The sequence below is a fragment of the Streptomyces geranii genome (assembly GCF_002954775.1).
GTDB lineage: Bacteria > Actinomycetota > Actinomycetes > Streptomycetales > Streptomycetaceae > Streptomyces > Streptomyces geranii.
Window position 1 is genome coordinate 15,349 of record NZ_PJME01000054.1, and the last position, 24,860, is coordinate 40,208.

Sequence of the window (24,860 nt, forward strand, 5' to 3'; positions counted from 1 at the left end):
CGTAACTACGGTTATTTCTTCGGCTTCTGCGAGATCCGCACCAGGTTGCCCGAAGGATCCCGGAACGCACAGTCCCGTGGGCCCCACTGCTGGTCCATGGGCTCCTGGAGCACCTCGGCACCCGACGCCCGTACCTTCTCGAACATGGCGTCGAGGTCGTCGGTGCGGAAGACGAACATGGGCATGACGCCCTTGGTGAGCAGCTCCTGGAGCGCGTCGCCGTCGGCCGGGGAGCGGCCCGCGTGCGGTTCGGAGAGGACGAGGTCGAGGTCCGGCTGCGCGGGGCTGCCGAGGGTGACCCAGCGGAAGCCGCCGGAGGCGACGTCGTTGCGGACCTCGAAGCCGAGGGCGTCGCGGTAGAAGGCGAGCGCCTCGTCGGGGTCGTTGACGGTGATGTGGCAGTACTGCAGTGCGATGTCCATGCCGACCACGCTAGGCGGCGGCCGTGGGGCCCGCTTCTCGAATCCTGCTCGGTCCGGAATTCCCGCTCGGCCCGGAATTCCTGCTCGGTCGGGTGTTCACCTTCGCCACACAGGCGGGCATCGCCGTGACCGCGTCGTGCCCGCGACCGCGGTACGCGCTCGGTGTCTCCCCCACGATCTCGGTGAACCGCGAGCTGAACGACCCCAGCGAGGTACAGCCGACGGTCATGCACGCGTCGGTCACGCTCATCCCGCCCCGCAGCAGCGTCATCGCCCGCTCGATCCGCCGTGTCATGAGATAGCTGTACGGCGTCTCCCCGTAGGCGGCCCGGAAGCGCCGGGAGAAGTGCGCCGGTGACATGAGCGCGTGCTGCGCCATCGTCGGCACGTCGAGCGGACGCGCGTACTCCCGGTCGATCAGATCCCGTGCCCGACGCAGATGCGCGAGGTTGGCGAGTTCCTGCGGGTCCATGCGGCGACGGTACCACCGGGGTACGGGGCCGGTCAGGGCCCGAGCGACCGGCCTCGGGAGGTCGTGCGCACGCTCAGGCGGTGATCTCCCGGCGCAGGCCGCCCTCGTCGTCGTACAACTCCAGACCGAAGCTCAGCCCGAAGCGCGAGAGGAGCGTCGCGAGGGTGTCGAGCCGGTCCGGGGCGATGACGCCGTTCAGCAGGATGTCCGGTCCGGCGGCCGGATCGAGGTCGACCCGGCACCAGCTCGTCCCGACCTCGTACGCGTCCCAGGACGACGACCGGGACGTCCAGCCGGCCCGGACGAAGTGCCCGGCCACGGCCGAGACGTCGAGGCGCCCGCGCAGCACGCCGCACAGGTTGTTGTCGGTCTCCCGCAGGCCGGGGGCGAGATCAGGGCCGTCGTCCGAGGTGTCCACGATCGGATTATCGGTGTTCGGCGGGATGACGGGCCCCCGTAGGATCGAGGTGGCGGGCCGTCCTCGCTCCTCGGCACGCCTGGTTGACCTGCGAAGACGGAGGCATCGGCAGCATGGACGAGGAACGGCCGTTCGTCGGCGACCCGATGGCGGAGCTGGACGAGCTGGAGGCCGCGGCGGACGTGTTCCAGGCGCTGCGGCCGAGACTGTTCGGGATCGCCTACCGCGTCCTCGGGAGTGTGTCCGAGGCCGAGGACGTCGTGCAGGACGCCTGGGTGCGGTGGCAGGGCGCCGACCGGAGCGTGGTGCTGGAACCCGGCGCCTTCCTGGCCAAGACCACCACCCGGCTCGCGATCAACGTCGCCCAGTCGGCACGGGTCCGGCGGGAGGCGTACGTCGGTCCCTGGCTGCCCGAGTTCGTGGACACCCGGGTCGACCCACAGGTCGGCGCGGAGCGCGGGGAGGCCCTTGAGCTGGCCGTACTGCTGGTCCTGGAGAAGCTGAACCCCGTAGAGCGGGCGGCCTACGTCCTGCGGGAGGCCTTCGACTATCCGTACGACGAGATCGCCGGCATGCTGCAGCTCGGCCAGGCCAACACCCGGCAGATCGTCAGCCGGGCCCGGAAGCGGCTGGCCGCCGAGCGCCGGGCCCCCGTCGACACGGCGGAGCACCGGCGGCTCCTCGAAGCCTTCGTCGCGGCGGCCCGGGACGGTGACGTCGCCGCCCTCGAAGACGTCCTCTCGGCCGACGTCGTCGCCTACGCGGACGGCAACGGCATGCGCGGCGTGGCCCGCCTGGAGGTGCTGGGCGCCGGACGCGTGGCCATGGTCACCGCGTTCGCCAAGAAGTTCTTCCCCGGCGCCGACTACGGCATCGTCGAGGCCAACGGCAGCCCCGCCCTCCTGATCGCCCAGGACGGCACCGCCGTCGCCCTGATGAGCGCGACTGTGGGAGCGGACGGGCTCGACACGCTCTACTGGATCCTTACGCCGGAGAAGCTGAGGGCGTACGAGCGCTCGGCGCACCGGCTTGTCCCGTAGCCGTCCAGCCCTGACCTGGGGGTTTCATGATCGACGTGATTGATGTGATCGTCGTGGGCGGCGGGCCCACCGGCCTGATGCTCGCCGCCGAGCTGCGCCTGCACGGCGTGCGTGTGGTCGTGCTGGAGCGGGACCCGGAGCCGACCCCCGTCGTCCGCTCGCTCGGTCTGCACGTCCGCAGCATCGAGATCATGGACCAGCGCGGCCTGCTGGAGCGGTTCCTGGAACAGGGCAAGCAGTACCCGGTCGGCGCCGGATTCTTCGCCGGCATCACCAAGCCCGCACCCGACCTGGACACCGCGCACGCCTACGTACTCGGCATCCCCCAGCCCCGCACCGACCGCCTGCTCAACGAGCACGCCGTCGAACTCGGCGCCGACATCCGGCGCGGCTGCGAACTGGTGGGCCTGAGCCAGACAGAGGACGCGACAGAGGACGGGACCGGGGTCACGGCAGAGCTGGCCGACGGCACGAGACTGCGCGCCCGCTATCTCGTCGGCTGCGACGGCGGCCGGAGCACCGTACGCAAACTCCTCGGCGTCGGCTTCCCCGGCGAGTCCGCCCGGGTCGAGACGCTGATCGGCGAGATGCGGGTGGAGGCGGCGCCGGAGACGGTGGCCACCGTGGTCGCCGAGGTGCGCGAGACGCACCGGGGCTTCGGCCTCGGGCCCCTCGGGGACGGGGTGTACCGCGTGGTCGTACCCGCCGAGGGGGTCACCGAGGACCGCTCCGTGCCGCCGACCCTCGACGAGGTCAAGCGGCAGCTGCGGGCGTACGCCGGTACCGACTTCGGCGTGCACTCGCCGAGCTGGCTCTCCCGCTTCGGCGACGCCACCCGGCAGGCCGAGCGCTACCGGACCGGCCGCGTCCTGCTGGCCGGCGACGCCGCGCACATCCACCCGCCGGTCGGCGGCCAGGGCCTCAACCTCGGCATCCAGGACGCCTTCAACCTCGGCTGGAAACTGGCCGCCGAGGTGCGCGGCTGGGCCCCGGCCGACCTGCTGGACAGCTACCACGCCGAACGCCACCCGGTGGCGGCCGACGTACTCGACAACACCCGCGCACAGATGCTCCTGCTGTCCGCCGAGCCGGGCCCCAGCGCGGTACGCCGCCTGCTCTCGGAACTGATGGACTTCGAGGACGTGAACCGCCACCTGATCGAGAAGATCACCGCGATCGGCGTCCGCTACGACTTCGCCGACGGTGACGGTGACGGTGACGGTGGCGGTGGCGGTGGCAGGGATGGCGGCGGCCACGGACTCATCGGCCGCCGCCTGCGCGACGTACCGCTGAAGCACGGACGCCTGTACGAGCTGATGCGCACCGGCCGAGGCCTCCTCCTCGACCGGACGGGCAGCCTGTCGGTCACGGGCTGGTCGGACCGTGTCGACCACGTCGTACCGGAGGGGCTGGAGGGGCTGGAGGAACTGGAAGGACTGAGCGCGCCCGCCGTCCTGCTGCGCCCCGACGGATACGTCGCCTGGGCCGGGGACGATCAGCGCGAACTGCTGGCTCGGCTGCCGAAGTGGTTCGGCGCGGCGGCCAGTTGAGCGTTTCGCGTCGGCGTCAGTGCGGGGCGAGGACGCAGAACTCGTGGTCCTCCGGGTCGGTCAGGCACGTCCACGGGACGTCGCCCTGGCCGATGTCGAGGGCGGTGGCGCCGAGGGCGAGCAGCCTGGCCACCTCCGCGTCCTTGTCGTCACCGGCGTACGGCATCAGGTCGAGATGGACCCGGTCCGGCGCGGTCTTCCCGTCGGACTTGCGGAGGAACTCCAGATACGGTCCTGTCCTCGCGACGGAGCGCAACGTCGCCTGGTCGTCGGTGACTTGGTGCACGGCCCAGTCCGTCGCCTCGCCCCAGAACCGGGCCATGGCCCGAGGATCCGCGCAGTCGACCACCACGGCGGCGATCGGCCCGGTGTCCCGGTAGACCTCCCGGGGCTCAAGCACGCAGAACTCGTTGCCCTCCGGGTCGGCGAGAACGGTCCATGGCACCTCACCCTGCCCCACGTCGGCGGGCGTCGCGCCGAGCGCCAACAGCCGGGCGACCAACTCCGCCTGGTGGGCGGGGGATTCGGTCGCGAGGTCGAGGTGGGTACGGTTCTTCGCCGCCGACTTGAGTTCCGGGACGGGCACGACGTCGATGCCCACGCCGACCGGGTCGGGCCAGACGAACTCACCCCTGGGTGCTACGTACGTCGTCACACCTGGGTTGTACGCGGTCCAGCCGAGGGCCGCCGCCCAGAACCGGCCGACCGCCGAGTGGTCAAGGGCCTTGACGTTCACCTGAACAGGCCGCAGCGCCATGTGTCTAGTTCTCCTTCTCCAAGCTCGTAACTCTCTTCATGACTCTCTTCATGCTCGTCACGTCGTCATGGCGTGACGAGCATGAAGAGAGTCGCACCGCCCTCACCGACCTGGTCCTCCCCCCACCAGCACGAGCATGCCCGGAGGGAGGACCGGGTGGGTTCAGGAGGACCGGCGATTTCCGCCGTCGAGCGACGGTGACGTACGGGCGAACCGGTCCCGCGCCTCGTCCGCGGGCAGTACGCGCGTCAGCTCGGCGCGGCCCGGCAGGTGCGGGAAGAACCGGTCGGCGTTCCAACTGCGCGGGTAGGCAGGCTCGTCGAGTCCAGAAGCTTCCCGCTGCTTCCTGAAGAACACCGGAACACGGTAGACGCTCCGGTCGGGGACAACTCCGGCGCCCCCTCCCGCACTCCACGGTGTACCTCACCTGACCATCTCCTGCGGAACAGCAAGATCCCGATGCCCGAACACCTCAAATGGACCGGCGGTAGCGCTCTCCCGGGTGGCGCCCGTGCCGTAGCTCTTCGTGCGGCGGCCACGAGGGCCGTTGTCAGTGGCGATTGGCAGGATTGCGGCCATGAATGTCACTCCTGTCACTCCGCCACGGCCGATCGACGTTGCCGCGGTCTTTCCCGAACTGGCTCCGCTGGCCCGTACGGCGACCCGCCTGCACCCCCGCCCTGGGGCGCCGACGTGGCACGACAGCTCGATCGGCGGGCCGCTGCTGTGGCCCGCCGAGGAGCCGTGGCCGCACTGTGAGGAACCGCATGTGGTGGATGGCATCAACCCAGCCCAGTCCCCGACGGATCTGCGGCTGGAACGAAGGATCTTCGCCGCCTCGCACGGCCGGGACCTGACTCCGGAGGAACGGGAGACTCTGGAGCGGATCCAGCCCCCTCGGACGTATCCGGTGAGGCTGGCGGTCCAGGCGTACGACGGCCCCATAGCGATGCTGCCCGTCGCGCAGCTGTACGTACGCGATGTGCCCGATCTGAGCCCGCCGGAGGGCAAGGACCTGCTGCAGGTTCTGTGGTGCCCCTTCGATCATCCGATCATGCCCAGGACCCTGCTCTTCTGGCGTTCGGCAGCCGCCGTCACCGACATCCTCGACACGCCCCCCGAGCCGCCCGCAGTGCAGTTCGACGGCTATCTGCCGGACCCGTGCGTGCTCGAACCGGAGCAGATCACCGAGTACCCCGACCATCTGGAGCTGAGCGAAGAACTGCGGGAGCAGCTGAGGCAATGGAGTGTGCCGCAGGCAGCGGAGGAAGACATGGACCCGGACACGTACTACGACTGTGTGCTGTCCAACGCACCCGGCTGGAAGGTCGGCGGCTGGCCCGCTTGGAACTCCACCGACCCCAGACCGCTGCCCTGCTCCGAGTGCGGCACCGGCATGGAGGTCCTGATGACCGTGGCCACGTTCGAGAAAGGGGACGACGCCGGGAACAGCTGGTCTCCGCACCCCCACCCAGGTGCCGGACCGTACCCCGGCCACCGCGGCTACAACGCGACCGGGGTCCAGATAGGCAGCGGCTACCGGCAGCACCTGTTCGTCTGCCCGGCAGAGCCCGAGCATCCGCACATCGAGTTGATGACGTAGCCCGTCCGCGGTGTGCAGCCGGGGCGTCACGGTGCGGGCCTGCCGTGACGCCGGGTGGCCGCGAGGCTCAGGGTGCCTGCCTGCGGCCCGACATCCGAGAAGGAAGCAGGCCATCCCTGACCCGACCGCGACGCCTCTCCCTCCGTGAGAGCCCACCACGGGCCCATTGCGCCGTCACCGACCACGAGCATGGGGCCCGAATGCCGCGCCGCCGAGGAACTGCTCCATGGCGGGCACGAAGTCGCCGCAGGACAGTACGCGCAGGCAGAGCAGGAGAGGGACCTCGCTGATCTTCGGGTACTTCCCGCACCAGGGGTCAGGATCCTCGACGAGAACCGCTCGCGCTCGCCCGTGGCGGTGTCGACGCGCTTGTCGTCCACGCGCGGCGCCTTGACCGGTACCGGGCCTGCGGCGGTGGTCACGGTGCGCTCGCGGTGGTGGCCGTCGCGGACCACGAACCAGCGACCGGCTTCGGCACGCTGGTCGGCCAACTCGGCTATGTACTGGTGGACTTCGGCCTCCAGGGCCGCGACGAGCATCCGCCGGGCGCCCTCGCGGACGATGTCGTCCACCAGGAAGCAGGTCTCGGTGGTTCCGTCGTTGTTGACCACGCCGAGCACGGGTGTGCCTTCCCGAGGCCGATCCACCGGTCCTTGAGCGTTGCTCGCCCATTCCGGACCGAGTACCGCCTCAAGCGCTGCCATCGAGCGACAGCGGTCGCGAAGCGACATGGTGAATGGGCGCGTCTGCATCCAACATCAGGGGTCTGACAGTGATGGCGGTGAGGACGGGCGGACGGTGATGGCGGACGGTGATGGGGGGGGGGAGGGGGAGCGACTCGGCGCGCGAAGGTTCCGAGGCGGGCAAGGTCAGGACTGCGCGGCTCGGAACGCGAGGTACCGGCCGAAGGCCTCGTGGCTGTCGGGGGTGAAGCGCCACTCCAGCAGGGCCGACCGCAGCTCAGGCTCGGTCAGCCGGCCGTACCAGGCGATCTCACCGGGATCGGCGACCACGGCGTCCGGCAGCACGGCTTCGTGCACGCCGAGCCAATGGGGGCTCAGACCACCGCGGTTGAGGAATGTGAACAGCAGGCGCGGCAGCACACGTATGCCCAGCTCTTCGGCCAACTCCCGCGCGGCGGCCTGTTCATAGGACTCACCGACACCCACGGCGCCACCGACCATGACTTCGTAGAACCCGGGAAAGCGCGACAACTGCTCCGACCGCCGGTGCACGAGCATCCGCCCACACTCATCACGACACACGGTCACGGCGACCCGGTGCAGCCACCCCTCCCGGATGGCCTGCCGACGGGGCACAGCCACCCCCAGCCCACGATCCTGATCGTCGACACGCTCCACCAGTTCGTACTCGTCCTGGTCCTGGTCTTGGTCTTGGTCCACGATCCACACTCTGGCAGTGCCCACTGACAACGCCGCTTTCCGGCACGTACAGCCGAACAACGCACAACTGGCCATACCGGTATGGCTGGAAGATCGCCAGGACGAGATGAAGACGAATTCGGCTACGGTCGGACGCATGGATCGTCTGTCCGAGATCACTTTCCTTTTGCCCGCGACGCCGGAATCACGCACTTTTCTCGGCGAACTGCGTTCCCTGCTCGCCGAGGTGGCGTACGCCGACAGCGCCGGGTCTGTGAGCACGGCCGGGGTGGTTGACCAGCTGACCCTCACACCGCCGCGACCCGCTGACGCCCGTCCGGTGACGACGTTTCAGCTGGCGGACGTATCTGGGCCCCAAGTCGCCTTCGACGCAGGCCGCTCCCTCGGCGTGTGGGGTGGTGACACGCCCGATGCCCGGCCCTTGCCGGCCGGAGTGGAGATGGCTGACCTGACCCGCCGTCTCGCGGGGCACGTCAAGCGGGTCGATCACACCGGCGTGAACCTGCCCGCCGGCCCCACCTCGCCCGAACAATGGCACGACCTCGTGAGCGCACTCGCCTCGGCATCCACCATGTACCGCTATCCCACCGGCGAGGAGTGGCCGTTCGTCCTCCCCTCGACATCGGGTGAACTCCTCGGCGACATCCACGACTTCGTCGTCGGCCGCGAGCCACGGTTCGAGCTGGTCTACGACCAGGGGCTGACGCATACGGAGTGGCAGTTCGCGCTCTGGACCGATCTGACCCGCACAGAGCTGGAGTTGCTGTTTCCCGAGCCCGAAGGAATCACGTTTCCGGGCCTTGAGGAGTTCTTCCGCGTCGTCCCGGTCCGTCACCCGTGGCCGGGGCTGGGTATCCGCTTCGACCTGTACCACCGCATCGACGAAGGCCCGTCCGACTGGGAAACCGGCGAATGGCTGGTCACCGAAGGCGGCCGTATTCGCTGACACCAGCTTCTGGACAGGGGGAAGCCCTTGGCCTCAGCTGACGGGCGATGACGGGTGGACGGCGACAACTGCGATCGGTGGCCCGCGAACCTGTGCACATTTGGCAGTGCCAGGCTGTGCACGTTGGCTCGTACACCGATAGCACCAAGCCACAGCACACCGACAATCGGCAAACTTGATGCCTTGGGCCCTGGGCAGCAGGCACGAGGCCGAAGAGTTCACGGAGCGCGTCGGTGGATCTGAGTTCAGTGATCATCGCAGTGGCAGGCGTCGCGGGGACACTGGGCGGGTCGATACTGACACAGCGTGGTTCGGAGCGCGCGAGGCGCAGAGAGATAGAGCTTGTTCGTGGTCATGAGGAGATCCGCGAGAACCGTTCACTGCGACCGATACTCCGAAGCACAGATGATCGCTCCTGACGAAGTACTCAAGCAGGCGAGTGTCGTTAACCAAGCCCTGAACAAGGTCTATGGGCAGGTGAAGCGCCTCGAACGAGGCGACCCCGGGCCGGGAGAAACGATGGAGACCGCAGCCCAGGCTCAGTGCGAGATCTGGGACATCCTCCGGGCTATGCGAACTGCCATGCGTCACGACCTCGCTGTGACGCCTGAAGAATCAGGTTGAGCGAGACGGGCGCAGGTCGGCTGTCTCACTCAGTCCGAGTGCGTGACGTATTCGGCCGTGGCCTCGACGAGCGAGCTGAACTTGCTGCGGATCCATGGACCTGCGGTGGAGCGGATCTTCGGCGGCTGGTGTTCGGACGACGGGTTCTGCTATTTCGGCCGAGGGATGGTGGGGCTCGGCCGGGACACCTTTTCTCGGGCAGTGGCCGATCCCGACGCTCTGGCCGACGCCCCTGAGGTCCAGTGCCTGCTGGCTCGCCCCCGCGAACTCTCGAACGATGACTGGCCCGAGTGGGAGTTTCTCGACTGCGTCGCCAAAGAGGCGTACGGGTTTCTTGCTGGCGTCGACGACTGCGGCGACGCCTTCTGCGTAGCCGTCGTAGCCGAGCAGGGCGACGTGCCCCCCGAGGCCGCCGGTCCGGGGGACTCGCCACATCTACCGACAACTGTCCTGGCCCGGATAACTGTTGGCATGGTGAGGTTCTGACCTGGTGTGCTTACGGTTGAGCGGAACGAAGGCGCTCTCCCCGTCCCGCTCAACGGCAGGCAGCCGCCTGTGCGGCGTGCACGGAAGTCCACTGATCGGCTCGGAGGTCTCATGCCCCTGCAGATGGAACTGGTCGCGATCACACTCGACTGCCCTGATCCGCTGGCTCTGGCGGCGTTCTATCAGCAGGCCACCGGCTTTGAACCACACCCTAAGTCGGACGCCGAGTTCGCCGGTCTCAACCGTGAGGACGGACTCCTCATCGGCTTCCAGCGGGTCGAGGACTACCGGGCTCCGAGTTGGCCCGGCCAGATCGTTCCTCAGCAGCTTCACATCTGTTTCAAGGTCGCGGAGAGCCTGGACGAGGCCGAGGCCCGGCTGCTGGGACTGGGTGCGGGCAAGCCGGATCACCAGCCGCATGGGGACAAGGCGCGCGTCCTCACCGACCCTGCTGGGCACCCCTTCTGCATCGTCCCGCGCTGATTGGCGTTCTCGTGGCGCCGGGCGCGACGCTGCTGAGGGAGACGTAGAGGTCGTCGCTCATCGCCATTTTCCTCCAGCGGGGGGAGGTGAACAGGCGGATCAGTGCGCCTCGTTCGGGGAACCCGGTTGCCGTCAGCCAGGGTGCCTTCCCGTCCAGCCCGACTTCGGGCCCTTTGGCTCGGGCCAGGTCGTGAAGGGTCTCGGCGCGGTGGACGAGCCGGCACTGGCGGTGGGCGAGGTCAGCCCAGAGCCCTGCGGTCTCTTCCTCGCAGGGGTCGATCCCGTCCAGCCTGCACATGACCGGGACACAGCTCGCACATGCCTACAGAGGAGCGGGACTGCCTACACCTCGCGGAGACAGGACGTCAGGCCCAGCCCGAAAGCCATGTGGCGCGGAACACTATTGCAAGCATCTGCTTGCAATAGTTAGCAGGAGTGCGGCAAGCTGGACGCATGGCATCGCTCAACGTCGGCAATCTTGGTGAGTATCTGCGTGAACAGCGGCGCACCGCGCAGCTGTCGCTCAGGCAGCTTGCCGAGGCTGCCGGGGTGTCCAATCCGTATCTGAGCCAGATCGAGCGCGGGCTGCGCAAGCCGAGCGCGGAGGTGTTGCAGCAGGTCGCCAAGGCGCTGCGGATCTCCGCCGAGACGCTGTACGTCCGGGCCGGCATCCTCGACGCCGAGCGGGACCGGGTCGATGTGGAGACGCGTGCCGTCATCCTCGCCGATCCGACCCTCAACGAACGGCAGAAGCAGGTGCTGCTGCAGATCTACGAGTCCTTCCGCAAGGAGAACGGGTTCGAGATCGCCGATCCGGACAGCGCCCCGGCCTCGGCCCCGGTCTCGGCCTCAACGGACGTCCCTGTGCCGGACGTTCAGGGCGGCAAGGCGGATACCGATACAGACGTAAGCGCCGGCAGCGACGCCGGCCCGCGGCAGACGGCCGGTTGACGCAGTAGGCGAAGGATTCGGCCGACGTTCGCGGTAACCCAAAAACCCTCAGACCCCGAGCAAACGGGAAGGACCATCACCATGGCCATCACCGACGACCTGCGCAAGACCTTCAGCGACCCCACCCCGCTCTACTTCGCCGCCGGCACCGCCGACCTCGCCCTCCAGCAGGCCAAGAAGGTGCCCGGGCTGGTCGAGCAGCTGCGTGCCGAGGCGCCCGCCCGGATCGAGGCCGTGCGCGGCACCGACCCGAAGGCCGTTCAGGAGAAGGCCGCCGCCCGCGCCAAGGACGCGCAGGAGAAGGCCTCCGTACGTGCCAAGGAGGCGCAGGAGACCATCCAGACCAAGGTCGGCGAGTTCATCAGCACCCTGGACGGCGACTTCAAGAAGCTCGGCTCCACCATCGACGCCGACCTCAAGAAGCTCGGCGAGAGCGCCCAGGACCTCGCCCTGCGCGGTGTCGGCGTCGCCGCCGAGTACGCCGTGAAGGCGCGCGAGACGTACGAGAAGGTCGCCGAGCACGGCGAGCAGGCCGTGAAGACCTGGCGCGGCGAGGCCGCCGAGGAGATCGAGGAACTGGCCATCGCCGTCGAGCCGAAGGCCGAGCCGGTCGAGGTCGAGGTCAAGGTCGCGACCGAGGAGACGACCCCGGCTCCGGAGGCCAAGACCGCCGCCGCCCCCGCCGCAGCTTCCGTGAAGAAGCCCGCCGCCAAGAAGGCCCCGGCCGCCCGCAAGCCCGCCGCGCGGAAGACGCCGCCGCCCGCCAAGTAGGACCTGCCGAGCAGGACCTGCAGTAGGACCTGCCAAGTAGGACCTGCCGAGCAGGACCCGCCGAGTGGAACCTGCCGAGTCGGCAGGGCCGTACGGGTGAATCAGTGTGTATCAGGACGGGTCGGGCACTCCATGCGTGCCCGGCCCGTTCTTCGGGTAGCGGGTTTGCGGATGCGGGTACGGTGACCGGACATTGACCGCACATTCGAATACGAACTGACCGAGCTTGGTGGTGGACGTTGTGCTGATGCAGGGGTTCGCAGGGTTCATGTGGCTGTTGAGCATGGCCCTGATCCTTTTCAGCGGCTTCGCGCTGATCGACGCCGCGGTGCGCCGCGAGGACGCCTACCGGGCGGCGGACAAGAAGACCAAGCCGTTCTGGCTGATCGTCCTCGCCCTCGCCTTCGTGGTGAACCTGATCTTCAACATCCTGTCGTTCCTGCCGATCATCGGCCTGGTCGCGACCATCGTGTACATGGTCGACGTACGACCGGCCCTGCGCGGTCTGCCCGGCGGTGGCCGCAGCCGCAAGGGCGGCGGCTCCAGCAGCGACGGCCCGTACGGCCCCTACAACGGCGGTCGCTGACTTCCCCCAGCTGCCAAGAGGTAGTTACTCAGGCCAGCCGATCCAGCAGCAGTACCGCCAGATCGTCCGTCAGCTCCCCGCCGTTCAGCCGCCGTACCTCGCTCACGGCCGCCCGCAGCAGCTTCTCGCCGCGCAGGCCCTGGGCCAGCTGGCGGCGGATCATCGCCACCATGCCGTCCTGGCCGAGCCGTTCCCGGCCCTCGCCGACATGGCCCTCTATCAGACCGTCCGTGTAGAGCATCAGCGTCCACTCGGCCCCGAGTCGCACCTGCGTACGAGGCCAGCGCGCCCCCGGCAGCAGCCCCAGCGCCGGACCGTTGTTGTCGTACGGCAGCAGCTCGGCGACAGCCGACGCGACGCCCGAGGAGTCCCCGGAGGCCGACGTCGGCCCCGGGCGCACCAGCAGCGGTGCCGGATGCCCCGCCAGGCACAGGCCCGCACTGCGGCCGTCCGGCGAGATGTCGACCGTGCACAGCGTCGCGAAGATCTCGTCGTTCTCGCGTTCGTGCTCCAGGACCTGCTGCAGCGTGCCCAGCAGCGCGTCCCCGCACAGCCCCGCCAACGTCAGCGCGCGCCAGGCGATCCGCAGCTCCACCCCGAGCGCCGCCTCGTCGGGACCGTGCCCGCACACATCGCCGATCATCGCGTGGACCGTGCCGTCGGGCGTGCGCACGGTGTCGTAGAAGTCGCCGCCGAGCAGTGCGCGGGAGCGGCCGGGGCGGTAGCGGGCGGCGAAGCGCAGCGAGGAGCCGTCGAGCAGCGGGGTGGGGAGCAGGCCACGTTCGAGGCGGGCGTTCTCCTGGGCCCGCAGCCGGGACTCGGTGAGCCGCCGCTCGGCCCTGTCGGAACGTTTCCTCTCCACCGCGTAGCGGATCGCCCGGCTCAGCAGCCGCCCGTCCAGCTCGTCGCGGAAGAGATAGTCCTGGGCGCCGACGCGCACCGCCTCCGTACCGCGCTCGGCGTCGCCGGACGCGGTGAGCGCGAGGACCGCGTGCCGGGGCGCGAGCCGCAGTACGTGCTTGAGCACCGCCAGCTCGTCGTCGTTGCCGTCGTCACTGTTCGGCGACAGGGGCGTCGGCGGCGCGGGCAGCGCGAGGTCCAGCAGGATGCAGTGGACGTCGTCGGTGAGCAGCCGCTCGGCCTCGGTGAGGTTGCGGGCGGTGCGGATACGGATCGGCTTGCCGGCGGCGTCGAGCAGCTCGGGCACGACGGGCGAGCCGCCCGGGTCGTCCTGGATCAGCAGGAGGGTCAGATGCGTGCCGGCGATGTTGCCGGTGCCGCTCACGACGGGTTTGGCGGGGTTCGCGCCGGTCGGCGGCGCCGCCGTCTCCCTGCGGTCCTTGCGCGGAGCCGTCTCACCGGAAGGGCCACCGAGGCCGACGGCACCAGCAGTACCAGCAGAGCCGGCGGCACCACTGGAGCTATCGGAGCTACCAGGGCCACCGGGGCCACCGGAGTCATTGAGGCCTGCGGGGCCGGGCGTGCCTGTGGAGGGCGTTCCTCCGGGCATGGCCGGGGTCGGCCCCTGACCGTTCTCCACGGCCGGGATCGCTCTCTGCCGCGGTACGGGTACGGGCATCGTCGTGGGTTCCTTCCCTCCCCCCGAGGGCACGATGGGCGAGGGGTCTCGATCCACCGACCGGGACCATAGCGGTTGGCGGGGCCGGAACGGAATGGCGTCGCGGCGCGTCGCGGGAGTGGCGCCGATGTCATATGCCGTGTTCCGTAACGCACTTGGGCACCGGGTTGCCCGCCCGGGAATGACGAATGTCACGTCCACGGGAGGGTTGGGAGGGGCTGGTGGGTGCGGTGGGTCACGTGTGACGGGTCACGCGCGGTGCGGTATGAGCCGTACGGCGGGAAAAGTCCCGTACATGATGATCTGTACGTGATGATTCATACGTGATGCGCGGGGCGGGCTCAGCCGGGCCGGACTCAGCCGGGCCGGACCACCCCGAGTATCGGCATCGACCCCGCCCCCGCGATCGTCACCGTCCGCCCCGGGCGCGGGGCGTGCACCATCTTGCCGTCGCCGATGTACATCGCGATGTGGCTCGCGTCGTCGAAGTAGACGATCAGGTCGCCGGGCCGCATGTCCTTGACGTCGACGCGGGTCAGCTGGTCCCACTGTTGCTGCGAGGTGCGCGGTATGGGGACACCGGCCGCCGCCCAGGCCGCCGACGTCATGCCCGAGCAGTCGAAGGAGTCGGGGCCCTCGGCGCCCCACACGTACGGCTTGCCTATCTGGGCCGTCGCGAACTCCACCGCCTTCTTGCCCTGCGCCGTCGCCTTGGCGTCGATGTCGTCGAGGACGCCGGAGCTGAGCCAGGAGGTCTGCGCCTTCGCGGCGGCCTCGCGCTCCAGCTCCGCGAGGCGCTCCTTCTCCTTCTTCTCCAGCTGGGACTCCAGCTTCTCGGCCGCCGCGATCTGCTGCTTGATCCGCGTCTGGGCGGCGGCCTTCGCCTTCCGGCTGGCCTCCAGCTTCGTCCACTGGGCCGAGGCGTCCTGCGCGTACAGCTCCAAGTCCTGCTGGGTACGCGTCAGTTCGGCGAGCAGGCCGGTGGTCGCCTTCTGGCCCTGGCGGATCCGGCCGACGCCCTCCAGCCAGGCCTGCGGATCGTCGCTCAGCCACAGCCGCGCCTCCGGCGGCAGGCCCCCGGAGCGGTACTGGGCGCGGGCTGCCGCGCCCGCGCGGTCCTTCAGCTCGGCCAGCCGCTCCTGCCCCTTGGCTATCTCCCGGGCCAGCTCGACGATCTCGGTGGACTGCCGCTCGGTCTCCTCCTCCGCCGCGTTGTACGCGTCCGTGGCGACCGCCGCGTCGTGGTAAAGCTGCTCCAGCTTCTTGTGTACGGCTTCCAGGTCCCTGTTCGGCGGCAGCGTCACACTCGGGGCCGATGTGGGCGCCGGGGTCGGCGTAGGTGTGGGCGTCGGCGCCGGTGCGGCGAACGCGCTGCCCGCACCGCCCAGGACGGTGACCGCGCAGACCACTGCGACGGCTGTCGCGACCAGACCCCGCTTGCCGGCTCCCATTCCCCGTACCCCCGAACCCTTCGTCACCTGATTAACCGTCAGTAACTTACGGACACCGGGGATCGTGCCATGTCACCGCAAAAAGAAACAGACCCCCAGCGAGGTGCCTGCCCTTCCCGCATCCCCCGCATGTGTGACGAACGGGATGCGGTGATCGTTGCCCGTGAATCCTGAGCAATTTGAGGTACCGGGAAAGTCGTAAAAGCTGCCGAACCGTCCCGAAAGGTTCCGCCGGAACCCTCTAGCGGGGCGCCAACGCCCCCCACCCCACGGTCACTTCCCCCTGCCGCCACCGCCCCGGCCCGTCCACCACCGGCCAGTCCCCCGACAGGTCCCGCACCGCCCGGATCCACCGCTGGCGGGCCCCGTACGAGGCATAGGGCGCCGCAGCCGCCCAGGCGCGGTCGAAGTCGCGCAGGAAGGCGTGCACCGGTTCGCCGGGGACGTTGCGGTGGATGAGGGCCTTCGGGAGGCGCTCGGCGAGGTCGGAGGGGCGCTCCAGAGAACCGAGTCGGGCCGCGAAGGTGACCGTGCGCGGGCCTTCCGGGCCGAGGGCGACCCAGACGTGCCGCCGCCCGATCTCGTCGCACGTCCCCTCGACGAGCAGCCCGCCCCCGGGGAACCCGCCGACCCCGGCGATCTCGTCGGCCGGCGCGAGCCGGGCGCACAGCCGCGCCCAGACCCCGGCGACCTCGTCCTCCTCGTACTGCCGCAGCACGTTCGCCGCGCGGATCAGCGCCGGCCGCTCCGGCACCGGGATCTCGAAGCCGCCGTGCCGGAAGACGAGCCCCTCGCGCTCGTACGGCCGCGCCGCCGCGACCCGGGCCGGTTCGATCTCGACGCCCACCACGCGCGCGCGTGGCGCCACGGTACGCAGCCGCGCGAGCAGTTCCACGGCCGTCCAGGGTGCGGCGCCGTACCCGAGGTCGACCGCGACGGGGGAGGGGGCGCGGCGCAGCGCCGCGCCGTGCGTGGCCGCGATCCAGCGGTCCATACGGCGCAGCCGGTTGGGGTTGGTCGTCCCGCGCGTCACCGTGCCCACGGGTCTGGTCGTCGGGGTGCGGGCAGCCATGCGTACGAGAGTAAGGGGCGACGGACTATCGAACGGTTGAGCGGAAAATAGTAATGATTCGGCAAAGGGGAAATGGGTTGCGCTCTTCCGGCGTTGACCCTTCGGAGCCGGGGGCGCAGAGCGTTCCACGTAGGGCAGCAGGAACAGCAGGAGCAGCAGGAAACGGGGCCGGAGGAGGAACGCCAGGTGAGCCAGTACATCGGCAGCCAGTACATCGGCCGGCTGGGCCGCCGTCGCAGGCCCCGCCGCGTAGCCATGCTCTCCGTGCACACCTCGCCCCTCCACCAGCCCGGCACCGGCGACGCGGGCGGGATGAACGTCTACATCGTCGAGCTGGCGCAGCGCCTCGCCGCGATCAACATCGAGGTCGAGATCTTCACCCGGGCCACCACGGGCGCCCTCCCCCCGGCCGTCGAACTGGCCCCCGGCGTCCTCGTCCGACACGTCGACGCGGGCCCCTACGAGGGCCTCGCCAAGGAGGACCTGCCCGCCCAGCTATGCGCCTTCACGCACGGCGTCATGCAGGCCTGGGCCGGTCACCGCCCCGGCCACTACGACCTCGTCCACTCGCACTACTGGCTCTCCGGCCACGTCGGCTGGCTCGCCGCCCAGCGCTGGGGCACCCCCCTGGTGCACGCCATGCACACCATGGCCAAGGTCAAGAACGCCGCCCTGGCCGACGGCGACAACCCCGAGCCCGCCGCCCGCGTCATCGGCGAGATGCAGGTCGTGGCCGCCTCCGACCGCCTCATCGCCAACACCGCGGAGGAGGCCGACGAACTCGTACGCCACTACGACGCCGACCCCGACAAGGTCGCCGTGGTCCACCCGGGCGTCAACCTCGACCGCTTCTCCCCGGCCGACGGCCGCGCCGCCGCCCGCGCCCGCCTCGGCCTCCCGCAGGACGCCCTGATCCCCCTCTTCGCGGGCCGCATACAGCCCCTGAAGGCCCCCGACGTGCTGCTCCGCGCGGTCGCCGTCCTCTTGGACGAGCGCCCCGAGCTGCGCTCCCGGATGGTCGTCCCGGTGGTCGGCGGCCCGAGCGGCAGCGGCCTGGCCAAACCGGAGGGCCTGCAGAAACTGGCCGCCCGCCTCGGCATCGCGGACGTCGTACGCTTCCGCCCGCCGGTCGGCCAGGAGCAGCTGGCGGACTGGTTCCGGGCGGCGTCGGTCCTGGTCATGCCGTCGTACAGCGAATCGTTCGGCCTGGTGGCCATAGAGGCGCAGGCGGCAGGTACCCCGGTCCTCGCGGCAGCGGTGGGCGGCCTCCCGGTGGCGGTCGCGGAGGGCCGTACGGGATTCCTGGTCCAGGGCCACGACCCGGCCGCCTACGCGCGCGTGCTGCGCGATTTCGCCGACGACGAGACCCTGTCCGCCCGGATGGGCGCGACGGCGGCCCGGCACGCGAAACGTTTCGGCTGGGACGCCTCGGCGGCGGCCACGGCGGACGTCTACACGGCCGCGATGCAGGCCCACAGGCGTCGCGTACGCTCGCTGCATGGCTGATGCGGCGTCGATCATCGAACAGGTCCTCACCGAGGCGGACCTGGAGTGGGAGAGCCCGAACCCCGGCAACTACGTAGTAAAACTCCCGGGCACCCGCAAACTCTCGACGACGGTCTCGCTCCTCCTGGGCAAGCACTCCCTCTCCCTGAACGCGTTCGTGATCCGCCACCCCGACGAGAACGAGCAGGGCGTCCACCGCTGGCTCCTGGAGCGCAACCTCAAGCTGTACGGCGTGAGTTACGCGGTGGACCGCCTGGGCGACGTCTACGTCACCTCCAAGCTCCCGCTCGCCACGGTCACCCCCGAGGAGATCGACCGCCTGCTCGGCTCGGTCCTGGAGGCGGCGGACGGCGGCTTCAACACCCTGCTGGAGCTGGGCTTCGCGTCGGCGATCCGCAAGGAGTACGCCTGGCGGGTCTCCCGCGGCGAGTCGACCCGCAACCTGGACGCGTTCACGCACCTGACGCAGCGCCCTGAGGCGGACGGCCAGCCTGAGACAGACGGCCCCCGCCACTGAGACGGTACCGCCCGGGCGGCACACCCACCAACTTCCTGAAGTGGCGGGTGAGATGGGCCTGGTCGTAGAACCCTGCGGCGACCGCGACCTCCCCCGGAGACCGCCCGTCGAGCAGCAGCCGCCGGGCACGGTCGACGCGCCGGGCGGTCAGATACTGATGCGGCGCCATCCCGAAAGCGGCACTGAACGCCCGTACGAGATGCGCCGGATGGGCGTGCACGAGCCGCGCGGCCTCGTCGAGCGTGACCCCGTCGACGAGCCGCTCGTCGAGCAACTCGCGCAACTGCCGGGCGAGGGAGGGATCGGCGAGCGGGGGACGAGAAGACGGGTCGGCGTCCCGCAACCGAACCCGCAGCCGCTCGGCGACGAAGGCCAGCCGGCTGGCGGCCTCGAACTCCTCCCCGGGCCGTACGAGCGCACCGTGCAACTGCCCGACGCGCAGCCGCAGCAGGGGGTCGCGCAGGTCGGGCCGGTCGACGGCGGCGCCGATGAACTCGTCGCCGAGGTGCGTGGAGTCGAGGTAGAGCACCCGCTTCCGGAACCCCTCCGGAGTGACGGCGGACCCGTTGTGCGGCACGTGCGGCGGCAACAGGGTCACGGTGTCGTGCGGGGTGCCGCGCTCGTGCCGGTCGAGGTCGTACCGTACGGCGCCGTCGTCGACGATCAGGAGGGTCCAGGTGTCGTGTACGTGCATGGGGTACGCGTACTCGGTGAAGTGGGCGTGGAAGACCTCGACGACGCCGGTCACGGCCGGGCGCCAGGCGGAGACCTCCTGCCGTGCTTCCTGCCGGGTGGCCATGCAAAGAACGTACAAGACGGGGTCGTAGGAGGCTCGGCAGTCTCGGACCATGAACACCGAACCGACCGAAGCCATCCGCTTCGACACGAAGATCGCCGTGATCCTGCGCGAGGATCTGGAACCCTGGCAGCGCCTGAACGTGACGGCGTTCCTGGTCAGCGGCCTGGGCACCCAGGTCCCTGAGGTGATCGGCGACCCCTACGAGGACGGCGACGGCGTGCGCTACCTGCCGATGTTCCGCCAGCCGGTCCTGGTCTTCGAGGCCACGAAGGAGACCCTGACCGCCGCCCACGCGCGCGTGCTGTCCCGCGCCCTCCCGCGCGCGGTGTTCACGAGCGACCTCTTCACCACGGGCAACGACCGCGACAACCGGGCGGCGGTACGGGCGGTGCGGACGGCGGAGCTGGATCTGGTGGGGCTCGCGGTGTACGGGCCGAAGAACGCGGTGGACAAGGTGATCAAGGGGTCGCGGATGCACCCGTGACGGGGCCGGTGGCGGTGGCGGGTGCGGAGCTGACGGGCGTGGGGGAGTCGTGGACGGCGTCGTCCTTGACGACCCCCTCGACCACGGCCTCGGCCGCTTCCCGGGACGGGTCCTGGGCCGGGACCGCATCCACATCCCCCTCCGAAACCCGCCCCATGAGCAGCCAGTACCCCACCCCCGCCACCGTCCCGATGACCGCGCACAGCCCCCACAGCCACTCCGCGCCGAGGTGGTCGATGACGAAGCCGGACATCAGGGGGGCGACGAGGCCGGCGACCGACCAGGACATCGTGTACATGCCCTGGTAGCGACCGCGTCCGTGCAGCGGGGACAGGCGGACGACCAGCCCGGTCTGGGTGGGCGCGTTGACGATCTCGGCGAGGGTCCAGACGCAGACGGTGAGGATGAAGATGCCGACCGACCCGGCGAAGGCGGTGAGCCCGAACCCGTATCCGGCGAGGAGGGAGGAGGCCAGCAGGAGCCGGCGGGCGTCCCGGCGTTCGATGAAGCGGGTGACGGGGATCTGCAGCACGACCACGAGTACGCCGTTGACGGCGATGACCATTCCGAAGTCCGCCGGGGTGAAGCCGGCCTCTCCCATCGCGATCGGCAGCCCGACGGCACCCTGCTGGAAGATGAGCGCGACCAGGAAGGCCAGGCCGACGACGCCCATGAAGCGGCCGTCACGCAGTACGGTCCTGAGCCCGACGGAGGCTTCCTCCTGCTCGGCCTTCGTGGTCGGCGCCGGCCGTGACTCGGGCAGCTTGAGGAAGATGACGATCGCGCAGGCCAGCGTCATCGCGGCCTCGACGAGGAACCCGGCGACATAGCTGACCTCGGCGATGAACCCGGCGCCCGCGGAGGAGACGGCGAAGCCGAGGTTGATGGCCCAGTAGTTGAGCGAGAAGGCCCGTACGCGGTCCTCGGGCCGCACGATGTCGGCCATCATCGCCTGCACGGCGGGCCGGGAGGCGTTGCTGGCCATGCCGACGAGGAAGGCGACGGCGGCGATGGCGACGGGGTCGTGCACGAAGCCGAGCAGGGCGACGGAGAAGGCGGTGGACGACTGCGCGATGAGCAGCGTGGGCCGCCGCCCGAGCCGGTCGGTCATGACACCGCCGCCGATCGACGACACGACCCCGCCGAGGCCGTGCAGGGCGACGACGAGACCGGCGTACGAGGCGGAGTAGCCGCGGTCGAGGGTCAGGTAGATCGCCATGAAGGTGGCGACGAAGGCACCGAGCCGGTTGACGAGGGTGCTGGTCCATAGCCACCAGAACTCGCGGGGCAACCCGGAGACGGACTCACGGGCGGCGCGTTTCAGGGCGGCGAGTGACACAGGGATCCCCCACGGATACGGATTGACGGATACGGATCGAGCACCGGCGTAAGCGGCTCGGACGGTGATGACAACTTACGAGCGGCTCGCGCGAGGGGACCACTCGATTAACAGATCCAGTCAACCGTCGGTGAGTGATGGACGCCTTGGCGGCGGATCAGGACGTTCTATTACGCTCGGGGGCATGGCCGACGCACCGTACAAGCTGATCCTCCTCCGCCACGGCGAGAGCGAATGGAACGCGAAGAACCTGTTCACCGGCTGGGTGGACGTCAACCTCAACGAGAAGGGCGAGAAGGAGGCGGTCCGCGGCGGTGAGCTGCTCAAGGACGCCGGCCTCCTCCCCGACGTGGTCCACACGTCCCTCCAGAAGCGCGCGATCCGCACGGCCCAGCTGGCCCTGGAGTCCGCGGACCGCCACTGGATCCCCGTACACCGCAGCTGGCGCCTGAACGAGCGCCACTACGGCGCCCTCCAGGGCAAGGACAAGGCCCAGACGCTCGCCGAGTTCGGCGAGGAGCAGTTCATGCTCTGGCGCCGCTCGTACGACACCCCGCCGCCGCCCCTGGAGGACGGCACGGAGTTCTCCCAGTCGGCCGACCCGCGCTACGCGACGATCCCCCCGGAGCTGCGCCCGCGCACGGAGTGCCTGAAGGACGTCGTCGTCCGCATGCTTCCGTACTGGTACGACGGCATCGTCCCCGACCTCCTGGCAGGCCGTACGGTCCTGGTGGCGGCCCACGGCAACAGCCTCCGCGGCCTGGTCAAGCACCTGGACGGCATCTCGGACGAGGCGATCTCGGGCCTGAACATCCCGACGGGCATCCCCCTCGCCTACGAACTGGACGCCGACTTCAAGCCACTGAACCCGGGCGGCACCTACCTGGACCCGGACGCGGCTGCGGCTGCGATCGAGGCGGTCAAGAACCAGGGCAAGAAGAAGTAACCCTCGCGGCAACCCTCGCGACCACGCCCCTGACCTGCGCACATGGTGCAGATCAGGGGCTGTCGTCTGCTCCGGGCCGAGTGTGGCCGACGCGGTAGCCCTCAGAGCCCTCAGAGCCTGAGGAAGTCCGGCTCCGGCTGTTCCCTCGCCTCCGCACGTGCTCCCGCGTGGCCAGGACCTTGCTGTGCCAGAGGCTCAGCCCTGTCAGCCCGCGTCCGCCATCGCCCGTCCCGTCCCTTGTCCGGCCCCTCGTTCCGTCCCCCGTCGGCACCCCACGATCCCACCAGCCCGGCCAGGCGCCGGAGTTGAGTTCCGAGCCCGACCCGCGAACTGCACAACCCTCCACCCACCCCATCAGTCTCACGCAGGTGAAAGCACCACCCGATTCACCTAACAGGGGAACCCACGCCATGCGCCTACGCGCCACTGTCGCCACCACTACCGCCGCTGCTCTCAGCGCCGCTCTGGCCGTCACCGCTCTCGCCGGTCCGGCAGCCGGGGCCGATCAGGACGACTCGGCCTCGAAGTTCTCGAACATCGAGGTCAACCACGACTGGCAGAACTACACCGTCGGCGTCGAGGCCGCGAAGAAGAGACTGATCCCGATCTCCGCGACGGTCACCGACCCGTCCGGCATCAAGAGCGTGAAGGTCGAGCTGCGGCGCGGAGACGACCCGGAGAAGCCCGAGGCGGCCATCACCGCGTCCGCCAACTGCCACGAGGTCAACAAGATCACCACCTGGTGCGAGGCCCTCCTGAGCGCCGACCCGAAGACCAACCTCCACAGCAACGCCCTCGCCGGTCTCTGGTACCTGAGCTTCATCGCCGTCGACGGCGAAGGGAACGTCACCCGCGGGGACGGCCTCTACGACCTCACCTCCTTCGCCTGGATCAAGCGCGCGACCTACATGAACCAGACCGACGCCACCCCGGAGCCGGTGAGCAAGGGCAAGAACCTCACGGTGAAGGCCCAGGTGACCGTCGCCAGCTGGGAGAAGAACACGAACGTGCCCCTCATCGGGCACCAGGTGCTCCTCCAGTACCGCAAGGGCACGAGCGGCCCCTTCGTCACGCTGAAGAAGATCAAGACCGACCGGAACGGCTGGGCCACCACCACCGTCAAGGCGACGGCGGACGGCGCGTACCGCTACACCTTCCAGGGCACGAAGCTCACCCTGCCCTCGGCCGGCTGGACCGACTACGTCGATGTGAAGTAAGCCCCACCCGGTAGTGCGAAAGGGCCCCTGCCCGCGGGTTCTCCTTCTCCGCGGGCAGGGGCCCATCGCAGTGCTGTTGCTGTTCTCCGTACGTGTGTACGTGTGTACGTGTCCTACTTGAGGCCGATCTCCTCGCAGGCCGCCTCGTACTCGGCCGTACAGATGTCCCGCACGGTGTACACACCGTCCCGGATCACCGTGTCCTTGATGTTCTCCTTGGTGAGCGCCACCACCGGCACCAGCATCGACGGGATCTTCTTCTGCGTCGGGCTGTCGACACTGTCCCGGGTCAGCGCGTCGAACTCGATCGAGCGGCCCTGGACCTTGGCCACCGCCATGGACGCGGCGTTGTTGGCCTCCAGGATGAACGACTTGTACACGCTCATGTACTGCTCGCCCGAGACGATCCGCTGCACCGCCGCCAGGTCCGCGTCCTGCCCGGTCACCGGCGGGATCTTCGAGGCGCCCGCCTCCTTCAGCGCGTCGATGACCGCGCCGGCCATACCGTCGTTCGCCGAGTACACGGCGGCGATGTTGCCCAGCCCGACCGCCCTGATCGCGGTCTCCATGTTGGTCTTGGCGACCTCGGGCAGCCAGTCCTTGGTGTTGTACTCCGCCGCGACCTGCACCTTGCCCTGCAGCTCGTTCATCGCGCCGGTCTGGAAGCGGGCCGTGTTCGGGTCCGTGAGCGAGCCGTTGATCATGACGATCTTGCTGGTCGCGGCCTTGTCGCCGAGCGCCTCGACGATCGAGCGGCCCTGCACCTCGCCGACCAGCTCGTTGTCGTGGGAGACATACGCGTCGATCGGACCCTCGGCCAGCCGGTCGTACGCGATGACGGGTATGTCCGCGTCCTTGGCCTTCTGGATGGCCGGCGCGATCGTCTTCGCGTCGATCGCGTCGACCACCAGGACGTCCACCTTCGCGGCGACCATCTCTTCGAGCTGCTGGTTCTGCTTGGTCTTGTCGGCCTCGGCGTTGGCGTACAGGACCTTGCCCTTGCCGCTGGTCAGGGCCGTGACCTGCTTCTTGAAGAGCGGGTAGTCGAACTTCTCGAAGCGCTTCGTCTCCTTGTCCGGCAGCAGCAGCCCCACCGTGATGTCGTCGCCCTTCTTGGGCGCCGCCGAACCGCTGCTGCCGCCTGCGCTGTCGATCACGCCGCACGCGGCGAGCGAGAGGGCCGAGGCGGTGGCCGTCACCGCGATCGCGGTACGGCGAGCGGCGTTCCGACGGGGGGTACGAGCGTTCACGGGAGGTGCCTTCCAGGCGGGGAAGCATGACGAACCCAGATACAGATACGGAAGCCAACGCCGGGACACCACGTAACGTCAAGAAGTACTGGTTAACGGGATGGCAACAGGGTGCCTGTTGTGCATGTACAGAGCCAGAGCGTCAACTGCGGTGAAGTCTATGCCCGTTCGGCGACGGCCGGGGCCGC

The 24,860-nt window shown here is 69.5% G+C and carries 26 protein-coding genes and 1 pseudogene; 14 read left to right on the top strand and 13 right to left on the bottom strand.

Annotation, left to right across the window (positions count from 1 at the left end; genetic code table 11):
• Positions 1 to 11: 11 nt before the first annotated feature.
• The 3 genes from CW359_RS37790 to CW359_RS37800 form a co-directional block, all read right to left on the bottom strand.
• Entirely contained in the window at positions 12 to 422 is a 411-nt protein-coding gene (locus CW359_RS37790; RefSeq protein ID WP_105974787.1) for a VOC family protein, read from the bottom strand.
• Positions 423 to 432: 10 nt separating this feature from the next.
• Complete coding sequence (locus CW359_RS37795) at positions 433 to 894, bottom strand: helix-turn-helix transcriptional regulator (RefSeq protein ID WP_105974746.1); 462 nt, start codon at positions 892 to 894, stop codon at positions 433 to 435.
• A gap of 73 nt (positions 895 to 967) precedes the next feature.
• A complete protein-coding gene (locus CW359_RS37800) occupies positions 968 to 1,312 on the bottom strand; it encodes a hypothetical protein (protein WP_105974747.1) in 345 nt (114 codons plus the stop codon).
• A 113-nt stretch (positions 1,313 to 1,425) separates the two neighbouring features.
• On the opposite strand from CW359_RS37800, the gene CW359_RS37805 reads away from it, so the two are divergent.
• Both CW359_RS37805 and rox read left to right on the top strand, forming a co-directional pair.
• Complete coding sequence (locus CW359_RS37805; RefSeq protein WP_105974748.1) at positions 1,426 to 2,352, top strand: sigma-70 family RNA polymerase sigma factor; 927 nt, start codon at positions 1,426 to 1,428, stop codon at positions 2,350 to 2,352.
• Positions 2,353 to 2,387: 35 nt separating this feature from the next.
• Positions 2,388 to 3,902, top strand: coding sequence for a rifampin monooxygenase (gene rox, locus CW359_RS37810; protein WP_105974788.1), 1,515 nt, complete (start codon positions 2,388 to 2,390; stop codon positions 3,900 to 3,902).
• Between the two features lie 16 nt (positions 3,903 to 3,918).
• Here the strand turns inward: rox and CW359_RS37815 are convergent, their stop codons facing one another.
• Both CW359_RS37815 and CW359_RS37820 read right to left on the bottom strand, forming a co-directional pair.
• The gene (locus tag CW359_RS37815; protein ID WP_105974749.1) at positions 3,919 to 4,659 is read right to left on the bottom strand and encodes a VOC family protein; all 741 of its coding nucleotides are present in this window, start codon (positions 4,657 to 4,659) and stop codon (positions 3,919 to 3,921) included.
• A gap of 162 nt (positions 4,660 to 4,821) precedes the next feature.
• Positions 4,822 to 5,016: a hypothetical protein gene (locus CW359_RS37820; RefSeq protein WP_105974750.1), complete on the bottom strand. Its 195-nt coding sequence runs from the start codon at positions 5,014 to 5,016 to the stop codon at positions 4,822 to 4,824.
• A 220-nt stretch (positions 5,017 to 5,236) separates the two neighbouring features.
• Between CW359_RS37820 and CW359_RS37825 the strand changes: the two genes are divergently transcribed.
• Positions 5,237 to 6,262 (top strand): hypothetical protein, encoded by a 1,026-nt coding sequence (locus CW359_RS37825; protein ID WP_105974751.1) that lies wholly within the window; start codon positions 5,237 to 5,239, stop codon positions 6,260 to 6,262.
• A gap of 201 nt (positions 6,263 to 6,463) precedes the next feature.
• On the opposite strand, the pseudogene CW359_RS37830 reads toward CW359_RS37825, so the two are convergent.
• A pseudogene (locus CW359_RS37830) lies at positions 6,464 to 6,882 on the bottom strand (IS256 family transposase); the annotation flags it as partial.
• A 249-nt stretch (positions 6,883 to 7,131) separates the two neighbouring features.
• Positions 7,132 to 7,623, bottom strand: coding sequence for an NUDIX domain-containing protein (locus CW359_RS37835; protein ID WP_232838785.1), 492 nt, complete (start codon positions 7,621 to 7,623; stop codon positions 7,132 to 7,134).
• A gap of 58 nt (positions 7,624 to 7,681) precedes the next feature.
• On the opposite strand from CW359_RS37835, the gene CW359_RS37840 reads away from it, so the two are divergent.
• The 6 genes from CW359_RS37840 to CW359_RS37870 all read left to right on the top strand — a co-directional run bounded on the left by CW359_RS37840 (position 7,682) and on the right by CW359_RS37870 (position 12,512).
• Positions 7,682 to 8,611, top strand: a complete 930-nt coding sequence (locus tag CW359_RS37840; protein WP_232838783.1) for a hypothetical protein — start codon at positions 7,682 to 7,684, stop codon at positions 8,609 to 8,611.
• Between the two features lie 681 nt (positions 8,612 to 9,292).
• On the top strand, positions 9,293 to 9,721 hold the full coding sequence (locus tag CW359_RS37850) for a DUF4240 domain-containing protein (RefSeq protein WP_408647569.1): 429 nt from the start codon (positions 9,293 to 9,295) through the stop codon (positions 9,719 to 9,721).
• Positions 9,722 to 9,832: 111 nt separating this feature from the next.
• Positions 9,833 to 10,204, top strand: coding sequence for a VOC family protein (locus tag CW359_RS37855; RefSeq protein WP_105974754.1), 372 nt, complete (start codon positions 9,833 to 9,835; stop codon positions 10,202 to 10,204).
• A gap of 453 nt (positions 10,205 to 10,657) precedes the next feature.
• The gene (locus CW359_RS37860; protein WP_105974755.1) at positions 10,658 to 11,155 is read left to right on the top strand and encodes a helix-turn-helix domain-containing protein; all 498 of its coding nucleotides are present in this window, start codon (positions 10,658 to 10,660) and stop codon (positions 11,153 to 11,155) included.
• Positions 11,156 to 11,236: 81 nt separating this feature from the next.
• Positions 11,237 to 11,926, top strand: coding sequence for a hypothetical protein (locus CW359_RS37865; RefSeq protein ID WP_105974756.1), 690 nt, complete (start codon positions 11,237 to 11,239; stop codon positions 11,924 to 11,926).
• A gap of 247 nt (positions 11,927 to 12,173) precedes the next feature.
• Positions 12,174 to 12,512 carry a DUF2516 family protein gene (locus CW359_RS37870; protein WP_198655535.1) on the top strand — a complete coding sequence of 113 codons (339 nt, stop codon included), beginning with the start codon at positions 12,174 to 12,176 and terminating at the stop codon, positions 12,510 to 12,512.
• Between the two features lie 28 nt (positions 12,513 to 12,540).
• Here CW359_RS37870 and CW359_RS37875 read toward each other — a convergent pair whose 3' ends face one another.
• The 3 genes from CW359_RS37875 to CW359_RS37885 all read right to left on the bottom strand — a co-directional run bounded on the left by CW359_RS37875 (position 12,541) and on the right by CW359_RS37885 (position 16,614).
• Complete coding sequence (locus tag CW359_RS37875) at positions 12,541 to 14,091, bottom strand: PP2C family protein-serine/threonine phosphatase (RefSeq protein ID WP_105974791.1); 1,551 nt, start codon at positions 14,089 to 14,091, stop codon at positions 12,541 to 12,543.
• Between the two features lie 356 nt (positions 14,092 to 14,447).
• Positions 14,448 to 15,542: a C40 family peptidase gene (locus CW359_RS37880; RefSeq protein ID WP_105974757.1), complete on the bottom strand. Its 1,095-nt coding sequence runs from the start codon at positions 15,540 to 15,542 to the stop codon at positions 14,448 to 14,450.
• 241 nt (positions 15,543 to 15,783) lie between these two features.
• Positions 15,784 to 16,614, bottom strand: coding sequence for a class I SAM-dependent methyltransferase (locus CW359_RS37885; protein WP_105974758.1), 831 nt, complete (start codon positions 16,612 to 16,614; stop codon positions 15,784 to 15,786).
• 255 nt (positions 16,615 to 16,869) lie between these two features.
• Between CW359_RS37885 and mshA the strand changes: the two genes are divergently transcribed.
• Complete coding sequence (mshA, locus tag CW359_RS37890; RefSeq protein ID WP_105974792.1) at positions 16,870 to 18,120, top strand: D-inositol-3-phosphate glycosyltransferase; 1,251 nt, start codon at positions 16,870 to 16,872, stop codon at positions 18,118 to 18,120.
• The gene (locus CW359_RS37895; RefSeq protein ID WP_105974759.1) at positions 18,113 to 18,637 is read left to right on the top strand and encodes a type III secretion system chaperone family protein; all 525 of its coding nucleotides are present in this window, start codon (positions 18,113 to 18,115) and stop codon (positions 18,635 to 18,637) included. Before mshA ends, CW359_RS37895 begins: the two co-directional genes overlap by 8 nt.
• On the opposite strand, the gene CW359_RS37900 is transcribed toward CW359_RS37895, so the two are convergent.
• Positions 18,573 to 19,436, bottom strand: coding sequence for a helix-turn-helix transcriptional regulator (locus CW359_RS37900; RefSeq protein WP_105974760.1), 864 nt, complete (start codon positions 19,434 to 19,436; stop codon positions 18,573 to 18,575). The genes CW359_RS37895 and CW359_RS37900 overlap by 65 nt on opposite strands.
• Positions 19,437 to 19,485: 49 nt before the next feature.
• On the opposite strand from CW359_RS37900, the gene CW359_RS37905 reads away from it, so the two are divergent.
• A complete protein-coding gene (locus CW359_RS37905; RefSeq protein WP_105974761.1) occupies positions 19,486 to 19,920 on the top strand; it encodes a DUF2000 domain-containing protein in 435 nt (144 codons plus the stop codon).
• Here CW359_RS37905 and CW359_RS37910 read toward each other — a convergent pair.
• Entirely contained in the window at positions 19,895 to 21,259 is a 1,365-nt protein-coding gene (locus tag CW359_RS37910; RefSeq protein ID WP_105974762.1) for an MDR family MFS transporter, read from the bottom strand. The genes CW359_RS37905 and CW359_RS37910 overlap by 26 nt on opposite strands.
• A 184-nt stretch (positions 21,260 to 21,443) precedes the next feature.
• On the opposite strand from CW359_RS37910, the gene CW359_RS37915 reads away from it, so the two are divergent.
• Positions 21,444 to 22,205, top strand: coding sequence for a phosphoglyceromutase (locus CW359_RS37915; protein WP_105974763.1), 762 nt, complete (start codon positions 21,444 to 21,446; stop codon positions 22,203 to 22,205).
• Between the two features lie 410 nt (positions 22,206 to 22,615).
• Positions 22,616 to 23,422, top strand: coding sequence for a hypothetical protein (locus CW359_RS37920; RefSeq protein ID WP_105974764.1), 807 nt, complete (start codon positions 22,616 to 22,618; stop codon positions 23,420 to 23,422).
• Positions 23,423 to 23,535: 113 nt separating this feature from the next.
• On the opposite strand, the gene CW359_RS37925 is transcribed toward CW359_RS37920, so the two are convergent.
• Positions 23,536 to 24,672, bottom strand: a complete 1,137-nt coding sequence (locus CW359_RS37925; protein WP_105974765.1) for a sugar ABC transporter substrate-binding protein — start codon at positions 24,670 to 24,672, stop codon at positions 23,536 to 23,538.
• Positions 24,673 to 24,860: the final 188 nt, after the last annotated feature.